The organism is Cryobacterium suzukii, assembly GCF_004403185.1.
GTDB lineage: Bacteria > Actinomycetota > Actinomycetes > Actinomycetales > Microbacteriaceae > Cryobacterium > Cryobacterium suzukii.
On record NZ_SOHJ01000014.1, the window covers coordinates 233,282 to 248,529 of the forward strand.

Sequence of the window (15,248 nt, forward strand, 5' to 3'; positions counted from 1 at the left end):
AACGTGGGGCACAGTGTGTTGCAAAGTTCAGGCGTGCGTGCCGCGCAGACGCAACATCGACCAGACCACCACGATCGCAACGAGCGCCATGGCGGCGACGCCGAGCCCGGAGTACCCGGCCAGCGCCAAAATTGGACCGGCGATCGCGCCGCCGAGCGCGCCGGCCGCGTTCATGGTGAGGTCAGAGAACCCCTGCAACGACGATCGATCCTCGATCTCGACGGCTTCCGACACGAGCGCCGAACCGGCCACAACGGATGCCGACCAGCCCAGTCCCAAAAAGATCAGGCTGAGCGTCATCGTGCCCTGCGACCCGTCACTGAGCCAGGCCACGGTGAGCGCGACCAGCAGCAGCATCTGCCCGCCCAGAATGACCGGAAGCCGGCCAAGCCGGTCGGAAAGTGCGCCAAACACCGGGGAAAGGGCGTACATCCCGGCCACGTGCAGGCTGATGGTCAGTCCAACGATGGTGAGGGTAGCGCCGTGGTCACGCAGGTGCACCGGAGCCATCGACATCAGGGCCACCATGGTGGCGTGGCTGAGCGCGATGACCATGACGGCATACCGGGCAGCCGCGTTGTCGCGCAGAATTGACAGACCGCCACTGGCCCGACGGATGCCCGCGCTCGCCGTGCGCGCGGCCAGCGCGGTCAGCAGAGGGTCGGGTCGGAGCCCGAGCGCATAGACGAAGGCGGCCGCCACCGTGGCGGTGAGGGAAAACGCGAAAGCGCCTGTCATCGGCGGCAGACCGAGGGCGGCGCCGAGCACTTCGCCCGGTCCGAACAGGTTCGGGCCGAGTACGGCGCCGATCGTGGTCGACCAGACCACGATTGACAGGTCGCGGGCCCGAAAGCGTGCGGTGGCGAGGTCAGTGGCCGCGAAGCGAGCCTGGAGATTGGTGGCCGAGCCGGCACCGAGCAGCATGAGCGAGAGAAGCAGCAGGGGAAAGCTGTTGACGGACACCGAGGTGATGGCGAGTATCGCGCCCGTGCCGGCGGCTAGCGAGCCGGTCGCGAGCGACACCCGACGCCCGCGGGCCTGCGCCAGCCGAGCGAGCGGTATGGCCACGATCGCGGCGCCCAGGGTGCTCATAGTCGCGGCCATGCCCGACCAGGCACTCGACCCCGACAACTGGGCAGCGAGCAGCGCGCCCAGGGACAGAGTCGCGCCCATGCCGATTCCTCCGAGGATCTGCCCGGTGATGAGCACCCGCACCACGCGCTTCTGCAGCGCTGTGTGCGCAACCGGAGCGATCGGAAACTTCGTCGGTTCGGCGGGTGTCGTGTCGTTTTTCATCATGTGTGCTTTTCCTGATTGCGGCCTTGCGCTGGCATGATCATTATGCTGATCCACCGTCTGCAGTTCACTTTACTGAGCCGTGCACGCCTCGCTCGACTGAATCCGTGCCGTCACTGAGACGACGCATTAAATGGGACCATTGAGCAATGACCGGAACACTCGTGGCCAAGGGCTTGGCCGGCGGCTACGCGCACCGCACTCTTTTTGATTCGCTCGATCTCACGGTCGCCCCCGGTGATGTCATCGGCGTGGTCGGTGCCAACGGCGCCGGAAAATCCACCCTCTTGAATCTGCTGTCCGGGCGCGGCGAGCCGCAAGCCGGCAGTATCACCCTCAGCCCAGCGGATGCCTTCGTCGGCGCGCTCCCGCAGGAGCACGAACGAATCTTCGGCGAAACCATCACCGCGTATATCGCCCGGCGCACAGGCTGCGCCGAAGCAACCCGCGAAATGGATGCCGCGGCATCCGCCCTCGGGGATACCCAGCCGCGTACCGATGGAATCGACCCGGCGGACACCTATTCGACCGCGCTCGAGCGCTGGCTGGCCAGCGGCGCCGCCGACCTCGACGAGCGGCTGCCCGTCGTTCTCGCCGACCTCGGCCTCGCGCTCGGCACCACACTCACCGCCGGCAGCCTGATGACGGCGCTCTCCGGCGGCCAGGCCGCGCGCGTCGGGCTCGCCGCCCTGCTGCTCTCCCGCTTCGACATCGTGCTTCTCGACGAGCCCACCAATGACCTCGACCTCGACGGGCTGGAACGCCTCGAAGCCTTCGTCAGGGGCCTCCGCGGCGGCGTCGTGCTGGTCAGCCACGACCGGGAATTTCTCGCCCGCTGCGTGACCCGGGTGCTTGAACTCGACCTCGCCCAGGGCGCAAATCGGGTGTTCGGCGGCGGCTACGACTCCTACCTCGAGGAACGCGAAACGGCTAGGCGACACAACCGGGAGAACTACGACGAGTTCGCCGCCAAGAAGGCCGACCTCGTCGGCCGGGCCAGAACTCAGCGGGAATGGTCGAGCCAGGGCGTGCGCAATGCCATGAAGAAGGCGCCGGACAACGACAAGATCCGGCGCAAAGCCTCGGCCGAGTCGAGCGAGAAGCAGGCCCAAAAAGTGCGCCAGATGGAAAGCCGCATCGCCCGCCTCGACGAGGTCGAGGAACCGCGCAAGGAGTGGCAACTCGAGTTCACCATCGGGTCAGCCCCGCGCTCGAGCGCCGTCGTGGCCACCCTGAGCAACGCCGAATTTCGGCAGGGCGACTTCGTGCTCGGCCCCGTGACGCTGCAGGTGAACGGCGGTGAACGCATCGGCATCACCGGCCCGAACGGCGCGGGCAAGTCCACGCTGCTGCGTGCCCTGCTCGGCCGTCAGAAAGCGGATGCCGGCACTGCCCACCTGGGCGCCAGCGTCTCGATCGGAGAAATCGACCAGGCCAGGGCCCTTCTCGCCGGTGCCCGGCCTCTTGCCGTGGCCTTTGAGCTGCTCGTTCCCGAACTCTCGCCCGCCGAAGTGCGCACGTTGCTGGCCAAGTTCGGGCTCAAAGCCGACCACGTGAACCGGCCCGTTGACGAGTTGTCGCCGGGGGAGCGCACGCGCGCCGGTTTGGCCCTGCTGCAGGCGCGCGGCGTGAATCTGCTCGTTCTCGACGAGCCGACCAACCACCTCGATCTCGCCGCTATCGAACAGCTCGAACGGGCGCTCGACTCCTACGAGGGCACGCTGCTGCTCGTCACCCACGACCGGCGGATGCTCGACAACGTGCACACCGACCGGCATTGGCATGTTGAGGCTGGGCAGGTCACCGAGCTCTGACCGGTCGGATTCCCGTCGCTGGCGGCCGCCGAGATCGAGCCAGGCGCCCGGTCGAGTGCGACGCGCGGGACCTGCGCCAGTACGCGGTAACTCGGGCGGCCGGCATCCGTTTCGGGCGCGTTGCGCTGCGCGGGAGATGCGCCAGTACGCGGGACTTCGGCTCTGGCCAGAACTCCCGCGCCACTCGACGCGCGGGACCTGCGCCAGTACGCGGGAGTTCGGCCTCCCGCGTAGTGGCGCAAGTCCCGCGCGGCATTGTGATGGTGCGCGCGGTCAGCGGGACTGGCGCTTCTTTCCGAGCTTGGGCTGGCCCTTCACCGCGGGAGCGCGGCCCTTGCCCTTGTTGGCCTTGGCCTTACCGCCGCCCGAACCGCCCGAATTGCCCGAATTGCCGCCAGACTGCGCACTGCGCCCAGCGGCCAGCTCTCGGCGTGCGTCGTCCAGGAAGGCAACCCCGATCTCCGTGAGCGTTGTGCTCTCGGCTGACCTGTCGAATAACGCGTAGCCGAGTTCGGCTTCGACCTGCTTCACCGAGGCACTGAGGGTGTTGCGAGTTACGCCGAGCGCCTGGGCGGCACGGGCGAAATCGGGAGCCTCGGCGGCGGCCACGAAATGCCCAAGCAGGGTGATGTCCACGAATGGCCTCTCGTCGTTTGCGCGCGGTGCGCGTTAGACCTTCTAGGCTACGCGTCGAATGCAGCCCATTCCAATCCACAGCGCACGGGGCTTGGCGTAACGCCGCCAACGTGGTTCGCTGGGTGCATGACGACCCTGCCGATGTTTCCCCTGGGATCCGTGCTGTTCCCCTACATGCCGCTCCAGCTGCGTGTGTTTGAGGAACGCTACCTTGTCATGCTGGCCCGGGTGCTCGATTCCGAGCCCGCCGAGTTCGGCATCGTGCTGATCGAACGCGGGCAGGAAGTCGGCGGCGGCGAACGTCGCTTCAGCATCGGTACCGTCGCCCGGGTCACGCAGCTCGAAGCGCCAGAGGGCTACCTGGGGCTGGTCGTTCAGGGCGAGCGCAGAATCGAGGTGACCGAGTGGATGCCGGAGGACCCGCATCCGCTCGCCACCGTTCGCGCGCTGCCCGACCTGAAATGGGACGATGTGCTGCTGCCGCGCCGCGAACAGGCCGAACACCTCGTGCGCCGCACGCTGTCGCTCGCGAGCGAGTTCTCCGACCAGGAGTGGTCGCCCGATGTCGCGCTCTCGCACGATCCGACCGCCGCAGTCTGGCAGCTCGCCGCGATCGCCCCGGTCGGACCGCTCGACCAGATCACGCTCCTGCGCTCCGACACGATGTCGGTACTGCTGGACAACATCATCGAGCTGACCGAGGCTGCGGCCGAGTCTTTGGCCTGGTGAGCGCCACCGAAGTGTGAGTTTCGCGCTGAAAAGTCGAGAAATTTGCCCCGAACTCACACCTCGACGGCGAACCTAAACCCCGATGTCGCGATGGCGCAAAGACAGCGCGGCGAAAGCGGCCAGCACCAGGGAGATTGCGTAAAACGTGACAATTGTCGCCACCTTCGGCGGTGCTCAGTGGGCTTGTACCGAATGTCCAGTAGTGGCGCCGTCCCCCGGGAAGGGGACAACGCCATCCTCTGGGCGGAACGAATCAGCTCAGCAACTGGTCACGTTCGTGAAGGTGCCCTGTGGGGCTTCTCTGAGGGTCGTGACCGTCGTGTCACCCTGACCGAGATAATTCTGCGTACCGAGCGCGTAATACGGGTTGTACGGATTGTTGCCGTAGCTGATGGCATGTCCGGCGGCTTCGTGCGCTGCGTTTGTCAATGTGCCGCAATAGAGGCCAGGAGTCGGGCTCGGGGTTGGAGTGGGGGTCGGGGTGGCACTCGGCGTTGGCGTCGGCGTGGGATCTGGTGCCGGTGTTCCCGTGACGCGCCGGTTGTTCTGAAAGAAGAAGGAGGCGAGGTAGGCGGGATAGTTGATGCTGTTCGTGCTGATATACGACCCGCCCGGTGCTGCACCGGCTGGCCAGTTGTGACCGAGACCGGTGTTCTGGATGATCGACACGCGCGGTCCGGTCGCATCGGAATAGGTTGTACCGCTTCCGGCGGTATTGCTACCGGCGAGGGTGCTGAGCGAGAACGTCGCTGTCGTTGGAGCGTTATAGATGCCCGCCATGATCTGGGCGTTCAGGGTGTTATATCCGGGAGCGACCGTGGTGTCGTTACTTCCGTATACGACCGAGGTTAGTTGGGTGTCGAACGCGGCAGTGTTGGACCCCGCGAAGCTGTTGCACTGGGCGATACCGGCGCTCTTCGTCGTGGCGACATACCCGATCTGGTTGGACGTCGTTCCGACGCTTGGTCCGGCATTCATGCCGATTCCGGCGAAAACATCCGGCGCGAGGCATCCCATCACCATGGTCTCCCCGCCACCAGAGGAGAGGCCGGAAAGATAGACCTGGTCAGCATCAAGCGTCAGCCCTGGACGAGCGAGAAGCGCGCTGACCAGACCGAGGAGGTTGTCATCGTGGCGTGCGGGCGTCGACCGGCTATGGTTGCCGTCGTAATAGTCCCAGCATCCGGCGATCACTCCGCCGCCCGGTGCCGCCGGGATCGCGATGACCATGCCGTACTTATCAGCCGTTGCCGTCCAATTTCCCCCGGCCTTCAGATTAGAACTCGTCTGAACGCAGCCGTGCAGGTTAATCATCAGGGCGCGCTCGCCGCCGATGGCGGGCGTTGTCGTCGGGGTGTAGAGCTGTACCTGCATTCCCGAGATCGTCTCGGTAGTCCAGGCACCGGCAGCCGATGCCGCGGAGATGGGGAGTGTTGTCGCGACGAGCACCCCCACCAGCCCGGCAATGAGGCCCAGGCGTCCTTTTCGTGCGCGAATTGCAGTGGGAATCTTCATCGTTTCTCCTTGGGTGAGGTCGGCATCGTGGGGAGGGAGCGTCATTGCTCGAGGCCTCAACCGTCAAACCTGATGCCTGATTCAGGTATCAGCAATCTAGTTGATGCTCACCACACCGTCAAGGAATCGCGGCGGAAAACTGAGCTTCACGATTCGTGCCCCGTCATGTGTGCGATCGATCGAACGTGATCCGGATGCTCGAGGCGGTGTTTACTGGTGTAAATGATAGAAACCTCACCAGCGGATGCCCCGCCACCCTTGTCCGGCTCGATCATCGGCGCCGACGGCCTGGCTCGCCCGGCCTGGGCCTCGGTCGACCCGATGTTGCGTGACTACTACGACACGGAGTGGGGCGTGCCCGTACGTGACGAGCACGGTCTGTTCGAGCGGATCAGCCTCGAGGCGTTCCAATCCGGGTTATCCTGGGCGATCATTCTGCGCAAGCGCCCCGGGTTTCGAGCGGCATTCGCCGACTTTGACCCCGAGCGGGTCGCCGCTTTCGACGAGGACGACGTTGTGCGGCTGCTGAACGATGAGAAAATCGTGCGAAACCGCCTCAAGATTCGTGCCACGATCACGAACGCGCGCGCGACGATCGCCCTTCGCGACAGCGGCGGCCTGGTCGATTTTGTCTGGTCGTTCCAACCGGATGCCACGCCAGCGCCGTTGACGCAGTCCGACGTGCCCACCCGCTCCGAGGCATCCGTCGCACTCTCGAAAGCACTGAAGAAGGTCGGCTTCGTCTTCGTTGGACCGACCACGATGTTCGCCCTCATGGAAGCGATCGGAATCATCGACACCCACCTCGTCGACAGTCATCGGCGCGGATCCTCGGGGGTGTGGAGCTAGGCTCCGCTGCTTCTTAACTGAACGCAGGCACGCCGGTGCGGTTAGTGTCGGTCGGTGTCCCGTCGAGCGTCATTGCGTGTGTCAAGCCGCGGGTCGGCCTCGTCGCGGGAGTCAGCGTCCCGGTCCGTGCTGGGCCGAGTGTTGCGGTTGGCTTCGCCGCCGGTGTTGACGTCGGGATCGACCTCATTCGCCTGCTGAAGCTTCTGCTCCGACTGTAGCCGGATGCCCTCGGCTTCCGTCTGAACCTGTGCGGCCTCCCGCTGCAAACGGTCCGAGTCGACTTGGGCCTGGAGCGAATCGCCCTGGGCCTTCGCGGCTGCTGCCTCGCGTTCGCGGGCCGCCAGGTCGGCATCCTGCGCCTGGGAGCGCAATTCTTCCGCCTGATGGCGGTCTGTCTGGGCTTTGGCTTCCCGCCGCTGACGCGACGTAAAGACGACGATCCCGATGATGACGAGCACGACGACCACGCCGACGATGATCCAGATGAGCAGGTTGGTGTCCATGATTCTGCCGCCTCTCTGCGGAGATAGGGACCGTCATTAAACTCCTGATTCACAGAACATTCAACGAACGCCTAGCTGGCCTGGCGGGTGCACGTGCGAAGAGGAAGAAACAGCCCGGGCGGAGCGCTAGGCTAATCCCAGACCGGCGACAACTAAACATCGGGTCATATGGACGATGCGGGAGAGTTCGGCGCGAAGGCGTGCGAACACCGAAGGAGCAATCCTCCCCGACAATCTCTCAGGTACTCGTACCGCATCGAACTGGCCACTCTGAAAAGTAGATTGAACGTGCGCTGCGCGTTTCACAATCTCGCCCACGGTGAAAGTCAGCGCATCTGCGCTGGTGAAGCTCTCAGGCACGAGCGACAGAGGGGGAGTTCCCACGAGGCTCAACCGAGCCTCGCACGCAAGCGGCCGCACCTGTTCGGCCTTGTCACCTGGAGAACTCATGACCTCGGCCGATTCCAGCACCCCCGACTCCACCGATTTACTAAATACCGAGCGGTTCTCGCCGCTGCACCAGGCGCACGTCGATGCCGGTGCGAGCTTCACCGATTTCGCCGGCTGGCAGATGCCGGTGCGCTACTCGAGTGATCTCGCCGAGCACCACGCCGTGCGCACCGGTGCAGGCCTGTTCGACCTGTCGCATATGGCCGAGATCCTGGTTGAGGGCGCGGATGCCGCCGACTACCTCGATTATGCGCTGGCCGGCAAACTCTCGGTCATCGAGCTGTGGCAGGCCAAGTACAGCCTGCTCCTCGCCGAGAACGGCGGCATTATTGACGACCTCGTCGTCTACCGCCTGGGCGATACGAAGTTTCTCGTCGTGGCCAACGCCGGCAATCGGTTCGCCGCCTTCGACGCTCTGCACGCCCGTGCCGAGGGCTTCGCCGTGAGCGTCGTCGACCAAAGCGACGAGTACGCCCTCATCGCCGTGCAGGGCCCGAACGCTCTCGCTATTCTTGACGCCACCGAGGGCGTGGCCGACCTGGGCACCGACCTGCACTTCATGAAGTATTACCGCATCACGGATGCTTCCTTCCTCGGCCAGCCCCTTCTGGTGGCTCGCACCGGCTACACCGGCGAAGACGGGTTCGAGTTGTACGTCGAGGCTGGGCGAGCCCGAGAGTTGTGGGACGCACTCACGAGCGCGGGGGCGGATAAAGGTCTCGTTCCGGCCGGCCTCGCCAGTCGCGACACCCTCCGGCTCGAAGCTGGCATGCCGCTTTACGGTCACGAGCTCACCGTAAACACCTTCCCGGCGCAGGCCGGCCTCGGCCGAGTGGTCAACCTGGGCAAGGAGAACGACTTCGTCGGCCGCGCCGCGATCGAGGCGGGGCCGGAGGCGGGGGCATCCGTTTTGGTGGGTCTGATTGCCGCCGGTAAGCGTGCCGGGCGCGCCGACTACGAGATTTTCCGCAGCCTTGACGCCGAGACGTCCGACGGCGTCATCACGAGCGGAGCCCTGTCGCCGACCCTCGGCTACCCGATAGCCATGGCCTACGTCACACCCGACCTCGCCCGCCTCGGTACCGAGGTGTACGTCGACGTGCGCGGCACCCGCCTTCCCGCCACCGTCACCTCGCTTCCGTTCTATAAGCGCGTCAAATAGCTTTGCCCTGTTCGAATAGCCCTGAATCCGTGCAACCTGCGAAAGGCAACACCATGACAGACACATCGAAACTGCAGTACACCGCCGAGCATGAGTGGATTCTGGTCGACGGCAGCATCGCGACCGTCGGCATCACCGCCTACGCTGCCGAGAAGCTCGGTGACGTGGTCTTCGTCGAACTGCCCGAGGTGGGCAGCACGGTCACCGGCGGCACGGTCGTCGGCGAAATCGAGTCGACCAAGTCGGTCGGCGAACTGTTCGCCCCGGTCAACGGCACCGTCACCGCCACCAACGATGCCGTGGTCGAGAGCCCCGAGCTGGTCAACAGCGATCCGTTCGGCGCAGGTTGGCTGATCAAGGTTGAATTCGACACGCTGCCCGCTCTTCTCAGCCAGGCCGAGTACTCGGCCCTCATCGGCGAGTAGATCATGGAAACGCAGGTTCGGCAGCAGATGCCCACGGCCTTCACCCAGCGTCACATCGGAACGGATGTTGACGCCCAGTCCCACATGCTCGCCACGCTTGGCTATAACTCGGTGGACGACCTCGTCTCCGCCGCCATGCCCGCGTCAATTCACGCAGACCTGTTTCGGGAGGATGGCGACAGCGCCCTCCCGCCCGCTGCGACCGAGAACGAGGCCGTCGCCGAACTGCGCGCCCTGGCCGGTCGCAACACGGTCAAACGCTCGATGATCGGCCTCGGCTACTACGACACGTTCACGCCCGCCGTGATCAAGCGCAACGTGTTCGAAAATCCCAGCTGGTACACCGCCTACACGCCGTACCAGCCCGAAATCTCACAGGGCCGGCTCGAAGCCCTGATCAACTTTCAGACCATGATCGCCGACCTCACCGGCCTGACCACGGCCAACGCGTCGATGCTCGACGAATCAACGGCGGTCGTCGAGGGCATGCTGCTTGCCCTGCGCGCCTCTAAATCCACCTCACGCCGATTCATCGTAGACACGGATGCTTTTCCCCAGACCCACGCGTTGCTCGCCAACCGCGCCGCCGCGCTCGGAATCGAACTCGCCCAGGTCGCGCTCAGCGAGCAGACCACGGCCGCGGAGCTCGGCGATTATTTCGGAGTCTTCGTGCAGTACCCGTCGGCATCCGGTCGCATCTGGAACCCGCAATCGGTCATCGATCTTGCGCACGAGCGCAAGGCGCTCGCCATCGTGGCCGCCGACCTTCTGGCTCTCACCCTGGTGAAGTCGCCCGGCGACCTTGGCGCCGATGTCGCCGTCGGCACCAGCCAGCGCTTCGGCGTGCCGATGGGGTTCGGCGGACCGCACGCCGGCTACATGGCCGTGCGCAAGGGGCTTGAGCGCCAGCTGCCCGGCCGCCTCGTCGGCGTCAGTGTCGATGCCACCGGACACCCGGCCTACCGCCTCGCCCTGCAGGTGCGCGAACAGCACATTCGCCGTGACAAGGCCACCTCGAACATCTGCACCGCCCAGGTGCTGCTCGCCGTCATGGCCGGCATGTACGCGGTTTACCACGGCCCCCAGGGCCTCACGGCGATCGCCGAACGGGTGCACGAGCGGGCTGGCGCCCTCGTCGCCGCTTTGCGTGCGATCGACGTCGACGTGCCGAGCGACACGTTCTTCGATACGGTCCGGGTCTTTGTGCCACGCGCGGCCGACGTCGTCGCGAAGGCGGCGGCGAGCGGCTACAACCTGCACCAGGTTGACGAGACCACCATCAGCGTGTCGGTCGATGAGACCACCACACTCGCCGATCTCTCCTATATTGTCGGAGCGTTTGGTGGCCGCGATGCGTTCGGCCACGTCGACTTCGACGCCGTACAGCACGGGCTGCCGACCGACCTGGGTCGCGAGAGTGAATTCCTCACCCACCCGGTCTTCAACACACACCGCTCCGAGACCAGCATGATGCGCTACCTCAAGCGGCTGGCCGACTACGACTATGCGCTTGACCGGGGCATGATTCCGCTCGGCTCCTGCACCATGAAGCTCAACGCCGCGAGCGAGATGGAGGCCGTCAGCTGGCCCGAATTCGCCGGGATCCACCCATTCGCACCGAAAGCGGATGTCGAGGGTTACCTTCACCTGGTGCGCCAGCTCGAAACCTGGCTCACCGATGTCACCGGGTACGACTCCGTCTCGCTGCAGCCGAACGCCGGCAGCCAGGGCGAACTAGCCGGCCTGCTCGCGATCCGCGGGTACCACCAGTCCAACGGGCAGATCGACCGCACGGTCTGCCTGATCCCGTCGAGCGCGCACGGCACTAATGCGGCATCCGCTGCGCTGGCCGGCATGCGCGTTGTTGTCGTGGCCTGCGACGAGCTCGGCAACGTCGACCTCGCCGACCTGCACGCCAAGATCGCCGAACATGCCGACAAACTCGCCGCCCTCATGATCACCTACCCGTCCACGCACGGCGTCTATGAGCACGAGGTCGCCACCATTTGCGAGGCCGTGCACGCGGCGGGCGGCCAGGTCTACGTTGACGGTGCCAACCTCAACGCGCTGCTCGGGTTCGCCCGCTATGGCGATTTCGGCGGCGACGTCTCGCACCTGAACCTGCACAAGACTTTTTGTATCCCACACGGCGGCGGCGGGCCCGGCGTTGGGCCGGTTGCAGCCAAGGCACACCTCGCGCCGTTCCTCCCTGGGCATCCGCTCGCGCAAAGCGACGAGCACTACCTGCTCGGCAGCGGGGGAGCCACCGCCACCGTCGTGCACGGCGGGGGGCCGGTCTCGGCGGCGCCCTACGGCAGCCCGAGCATCCTGCCGATCTCGTGGGCGTACGTGCGCATGATGGGAATCGATGGCCTCAAGCAGGCCACCGGCGCAGCGGTGCTCGCCGCCAACTATGTCGCGAAACGCCTCGAAGACAGCTACCCCTTGCTCTACTCGGGCGAGAACGGTCTGGTCGCGCACGAGTGCATCCTCGATCTGCGCCCGCTCACTGCGGCAACCGGAGTGAGCGTCGACGACGTGGCCAAACGCCTCGTCGACTACGGCTTCCACTCACCGACCATGAGCTTTCCGGTGGCCGGCACGCTCATGGTCGAACCCACCGAGAGTGAAGACCTCGGCGAAATCGACCGTTTCATCGACGCCATGATCGCGATCAAGGCTGAAGCGGATGCCGTCGCCGCCGGCCGGTGGCCCGCCGACGACAACCCGTTGCACAACGCCCCGCACACCGCGCAGTCGGTGGTCGAGGGGGAGTGGGAGCATCCGTACGACCGGGCTACCGCGGTGTATCCGCTCGCGTCACTGGTGCGCAACAAGTATTGGCCGCCGGTGCGGCGCATCGACAACGCCTACGGCGACCGCAACCTGGTCTGTGCCTGCCCGCCGCCCGAGGCGTTCGAGTAGAGGTTAGCGGCCACCGCCACCGTAATTGGTAGCCGCTACGGCAACCGCCGTAGCGGCTACCAGTTACGGGCGCGCCCACGCCCCTGGGCTCAGTTCGCCGGGGCCAGCAGCCCCGGCCACCAAGCCAGCGCGAGGGGGTAGCCGACGAACGAGAGAATGTCGAGTAGCCAGTGCGTCACAACGAGCGGCATCGTGCGCCCCCAGCGGGTGTAGCACCAGCCGAACACGACGCCCATGGCGACGTTGCCGAAGAACGGCCCGACGCCTTGGTAGAGGTGATAGCTGCCGCGCAGGGTGGCCGAGCTCAGAATGATGATCCAGGGTGACCAGCCGAGCTCGCGCAGGCGGGTGAACAGATAGCCGACCACGATGATCTCCTCGACCAGCGCGGCCTTGAGGGCGGCGAACACGAGAATCGGAATGGTCCACCAGAAAGTGTCGAGCGGCGAGGGCACCACGGCCACGGTGAAACCGAACGCGCGCCCCGCCAGGTACAGCGCGAGGCCCGGTATGCCGATGACCAGCAGTAGTCCAAACCCGCCGAGCACGTCCTTGCCCGGACGCATCAGGTCGAAGCCGAGCCGGGTGAACGGGTTTTGCCCCGGCCGCCACAGCAGGTACAGCACCAGGGCCACCGCCGAGAGCCCGAACGCGATGCCGAGAAACTGGTAGGTGAAGTCGAGCCACTCGCGAGTCGACTGCGAGCCGTTGAGCGTCGCCGACTGGTCGGCGAGCGGCGTCTCATCGGTCAGTCGGGCCACGATCGACACGATCGAGTACACGGCCGATGCCCCGAGTGACAGCGCGAGCACAATGCCGAGCTCCCAGTACAGCCGCGTGCGGTGCAGCACTGACTGGCGGGGGACGGATGCTGGCGGCATGGCTCTATCCTGCCACCCCGCCCCCAACTGGCCCCGCACCGTTTAAGTGCAAGATTGCCCCTTGTGACGCTCAATACTGGCCGGAAATATTGCGCGTGGGTAACATTTCCTTGCTCATTGACCATTCTGAGTAAATTACAAACTAGGGTCGTATCAACCTCCCAAGGATGAGCCGGTTTCTTTTGCGGCCAAAATTGGGTTGATTCGACGGGCGTGCGACATGGTCAAGAGCTATGTCAGGGGCCCTTTTGCGCACTGGAGGAAAATTGAAAATCAGGAGAATGGGCATTGTTGCCATCGCTCTCGCCTCGACCGGAGCGCTCATGCTCTCTGGCTGCGCCGGTGGCGCAGAGTCCTCAGCTGAGGGCACGATCATCACCACGAACGGCACCGAGCCGCAGATGTCGCTGATCCCCACCAACACCACCGAGGTGGGCGGCGGAAAGATCATCACGTCGATCTTTGCAGGCCTGGTCTCCTACTCGGCCAGCGGCGAGATTCAAGACGAGGTCGCGAAGTCGATCGAGTCCGACGACGCCACCAACTGGACCGTCACGCTCAACGATGACTGGACTTTCACCAACGACGAGCCGGTCACCGCGCAGTCGTTCGTTGACGCCTGGAACTATGGAGCCCTCTTCGATAACGCACAGGGGTCCTCGTACTTCTTCGATAACATCGTCGGTTTCTCCGACGTGCAAAACTCTAAGGACGACCCCTCCGGCGCGGTCGGCGAAGATGGAGCCCCGCTGCAGGTTGGCGATCCGCTGACCGACGGCATGTCCGGCCTGAAGGTCGTTGACGACACCACGTTCACCGTGGAACTCGCTGGCACCGAGGCCGACTGGCCGCTTCGCCTCGGCTACTCCGCCTACTCGCCGCTCCCCTCCGTGGCCTTCGAGGACATGGAGGCCTTCGGTCAGAACCCAATCGGTAACGGCCCGTACATGCTCGCCAGCGCGGATGCCTGGCAGCACGACGTGCAGATCGACCTCGTCACCAACCCGAATTACGCGGGCGTACGCACCCCGAAGAATGACGGTTTGACCATCGTTTTCTTCGCCTCCTTCGACGCCGGCTACGCTGCCGTGCAGGGCGGCGACCTCGACGTGCTCGACCAGATCCCCGAATCCGCACTGGCGAGCTACGAATCCGATTTTCCGGAAACGTTCGTGAACGAGCCTGCCGCGGTTTTCCAGGCGTTCAACATGCCGTACTACCTCGAGCACTGGTCCGGCGAGGAGGGCAAGCTGCGTCGTGCAGCCCTCTCTATGGCAATTGACCGCGCCGAGATCACCGATGTTGTCTTCCAGGGCACCCGCACCCCGGCCACCGACTTCACCTCCCCGGTCATCGCCGGCTACTCCGACTCCCTCAAGGGTTCCGAAGTGCTCGAGTACAACCCGGAAGAAGCCGTTGCCAAGTGGGCAGAGGCTGACGCCATCTCGCCCTACACCGGCACCTTCGATATCGCCTACAACGCCGATGGCCCGCACCAGGTGTGGGTCGACGCCGTGGTCAACAGTGTCAAGAACACGCTCGGCATCGACGCGGTTGGCAAGCCCTACCCGACCTTCGCGGCCGCAATCGATGACCGCGACACCCAGGCGTTGACCGGCGGCACCCGCGCCGGCTGGCAGGCCGACTACCCGTCGCTGTACAACTTCCTCGCGCCGCTGTACCAGACCGGTGCCGGCTCGAACTACGAGGGCTACAGCAGCGCAGAGTTCGACGGACTCCTCACGGAGGGCGCCGCCGCGTCGAGCGTTGAAGACGCTACTGCCAAGTACGTCGAGGCTCAGGAAGTTCTGCTGCAGGACCTCCCGACCATCCCGCTGTGGTACCAGAACACCTCCGGTGTCTGGTCTGACACGGTGAGCAACGTTGAGTTCGGCTGGGATTCTGTGCCGCTCTACCACGAGATCACCAAGAACTAACCATTCGTTCCTAGTACGTCGTTACGAGAGGCCTGGGGGTCATTCCCCGGGCCTCTCGAGTTCCACTTAATGATTGCGAATCTTTCATGCACTCGACTTCACCCGTGCCGATCAGCACCGTGTCAA

The 15,248-nt window shown here is 65.0% G+C and carries 12 protein-coding genes and 1 riboswitch; of the genes, 7 read left to right on the forward strand and 5 right to left on the reverse strand.

The window, feature by feature from the left end; genetic code table 11:
* Window positions 1–27: 27 nt before the first annotated feature.
* The gene (locus tag E3T39_RS14915; protein ID WP_134516640.1) at window positions 28–1,299 is read right to left on the reverse strand and encodes an MFS transporter; all 1,272 of its coding nucleotides are present in this window, start codon (window positions 1,297–1,299) and stop codon (window positions 28–30) included.
* A 146-nt stretch (window positions 1,300–1,445) separates the two neighbouring features.
* Here E3T39_RS14915 and E3T39_RS14920 point away from each other — a divergent pair, with 146 nt between their 5' ends.
* Window positions 1,446–3,110 (forward strand): ABC-F family ATP-binding cassette domain-containing protein, encoded by a 1,665-nt coding sequence (locus E3T39_RS14920; protein WP_134516641.1) that lies wholly within the window; start codon window positions 1,446–1,448, stop codon window positions 3,108–3,110.
* Between the two features lie 273 nt (window positions 3,111–3,383).
* Here E3T39_RS14920 and E3T39_RS14925 read toward each other — a convergent pair whose 3' ends face one another.
* Window positions 3,384–3,746: a LysR family transcriptional regulator gene (locus E3T39_RS14925; protein ID WP_134516642.1), complete on the reverse strand. Its 363-nt coding sequence runs from the start codon at window positions 3,744–3,746 to the stop codon at window positions 3,384–3,386.
* A 126-nt stretch (window positions 3,747–3,872) separates the two neighbouring features.
* Between E3T39_RS14925 and E3T39_RS14930 the strand changes: the two genes are divergently transcribed.
* Window positions 3,873–4,475 (forward strand): LON peptidase substrate-binding domain-containing protein, encoded by a 603-nt coding sequence (locus tag E3T39_RS14930; RefSeq protein WP_134516643.1) that lies wholly within the window; start codon window positions 3,873–3,875, stop codon window positions 4,473–4,475.
* Between the two features lie 258 nt (window positions 4,476–4,733).
* On the opposite strand, the gene E3T39_RS14935 is transcribed toward E3T39_RS14930, so the two are convergent.
* Complete coding sequence (locus tag E3T39_RS14935; protein ID WP_134516644.1) at window positions 4,734–5,990, reverse strand: extracellular catalytic domain type 1 short-chain-length polyhydroxyalkanoate depolymerase; 1,257 nt, start codon at window positions 5,988–5,990, stop codon at window positions 4,734–4,736.
* 222 nt (window positions 5,991–6,212) lie between these two features.
* Here E3T39_RS14935 and E3T39_RS14940 point away from each other — a divergent pair, with 222 nt between their 5' ends.
* Window positions 6,213–6,839 (forward strand): DNA-3-methyladenine glycosylase I, encoded by a 627-nt coding sequence (locus E3T39_RS14940; protein WP_134516645.1) that lies wholly within the window; start codon window positions 6,213–6,215, stop codon window positions 6,837–6,839.
* Between the two features lie 41 nt (window positions 6,840–6,880).
* Here E3T39_RS14940 and E3T39_RS14945 read toward each other — a convergent pair whose 3' ends face one another.
* Entirely contained in the window at window positions 6,881–7,342 is a 462-nt protein-coding gene (locus E3T39_RS14945; RefSeq protein WP_134516646.1) for a hypothetical protein, read from the reverse strand.
* Window positions 7,343–7,510: 168 nt separating this feature from the next.
* Window positions 7,511–7,606: riboswitch (glycine riboswitch) on the forward strand.
* Between the two features lie 184 nt (window positions 7,607–7,790).
* On the opposite strand from E3T39_RS14945, the gene gcvT reads away from it, so the two are divergent.
* The 3 genes from gcvT to gcvP are packed head-to-tail and all read left to right on the forward strand — an operon-like array spanning window position 7,791 to window position 12,304.
* Entirely contained in the window at window positions 7,791–8,954 is a 1,164-nt protein-coding gene (gene gcvT / locus E3T39_RS14950) for a glycine cleavage system aminomethyltransferase GcvT (RefSeq protein WP_134516647.1), read from the forward strand.
* Window positions 8,955–9,007: 53 nt separating this feature from the next.
* On the forward strand, window positions 9,008–9,379 hold the full coding sequence (gene gcvH, locus E3T39_RS14955; RefSeq protein ID WP_134516648.1) for a glycine cleavage system protein GcvH: 372 nt from the start codon (window positions 9,008–9,010) through the stop codon (window positions 9,377–9,379).
* A gap of 27 nt (window positions 9,380–9,406) precedes the next feature.
* Window positions 9,407–12,304, forward strand: coding sequence for an aminomethyl-transferring glycine dehydrogenase (gcvP, locus tag E3T39_RS14960; protein ID WP_241979757.1), 2,898 nt, complete (start codon window positions 9,407–9,409; stop codon window positions 12,302–12,304).
* Window positions 12,305–12,393: 89 nt separating this feature from the next.
* Here gcvP and E3T39_RS14965 read toward each other — a convergent pair whose 3' ends face one another.
* Window positions 12,394–13,185, reverse strand: coding sequence for a CPBP family intramembrane glutamic endopeptidase (locus E3T39_RS14965; RefSeq protein WP_134516650.1), 792 nt, complete (start codon window positions 13,183–13,185; stop codon window positions 12,394–12,396).
* Window positions 13,186–13,466: 281 nt separating this feature from the next.
* On the opposite strand from E3T39_RS14965, the gene E3T39_RS14970 reads away from it, so the two are divergent.
* Complete coding sequence (locus E3T39_RS14970) at window positions 13,467–15,122, forward strand: peptide ABC transporter substrate-binding protein (protein ID WP_241979737.1); 1,656 nt, start codon at window positions 13,467–13,469, stop codon at window positions 15,120–15,122.
* Window positions 15,123–15,248: the final 126 nt, after the last annotated feature.

Bases quoted from the DNA above. Each gene is read 5' to 3' on its own strand.
- E3T39_RS14965 (WP_134516650.1), bottom strand. From the start codon at position 13,185: ATGCCGCCAGCATCCGTCCCCCGCCAGTCAGTGCTGCACCGCACGCGG.
- E3T39_RS14930 (WP_134516643.1), top strand. From the start codon at position 3,873: ATGACGACCCTGCCGATGTTTCCCCTGGGATCCGTGCTGTTCCCCTAC.
- gcvP (WP_241979757.1), top strand. From the start codon at position 9,407: ATGCCCACGGCCTTCACCCAGCGTCACATCGGAACGGATGTTGACGCC.
- E3T39_RS14915 (WP_134516640.1), bottom strand. From the start codon at position 1,299: ATGATGAAAAACGACACGACACCCGCCGAACCGACGAAGTTTCCGATC.
- E3T39_RS14940 (WP_134516645.1), top strand. From the start codon at position 6,213: ATGATAGAAACCTCACCAGCGGATGCCCCGCCACCCTTGTCCGGCTCG.
- E3T39_RS14935 (WP_134516644.1), bottom strand. From the start codon at position 5,990: ATGAAGATTCCCACTGCAATTCGCGCACGAAAAGGACGCCTGGGCCTC.
- gcvT (WP_134516647.1), top strand. From the start codon at position 7,791: ATGACCTCGGCCGATTCCAGCACCCCCGACTCCACCGATTTACTAAAT.
- E3T39_RS14945 (WP_134516646.1), bottom strand. From the start codon at position 7,342: ATGGACACCAACCTGCTCATCTGGATCATCGTCGGCGTGGTCGTCGTG.
- E3T39_RS14970 (WP_241979737.1), top strand. From the start codon at position 13,467: ATGGGCATTGTTGCCATCGCTCTCGCCTCGACCGGAGCGCTCATGCTC.
- gcvH (WP_134516648.1), top strand. From the start codon at position 9,008: ATGACAGACACATCGAAACTGCAGTACACCGCCGAGCATGAGTGGATT.
- E3T39_RS14920 (WP_134516641.1), top strand. From the start codon at position 1,446: ATGACCGGAACACTCGTGGCCAAGGGCTTGGCCGGCGGCTACGCGCAC.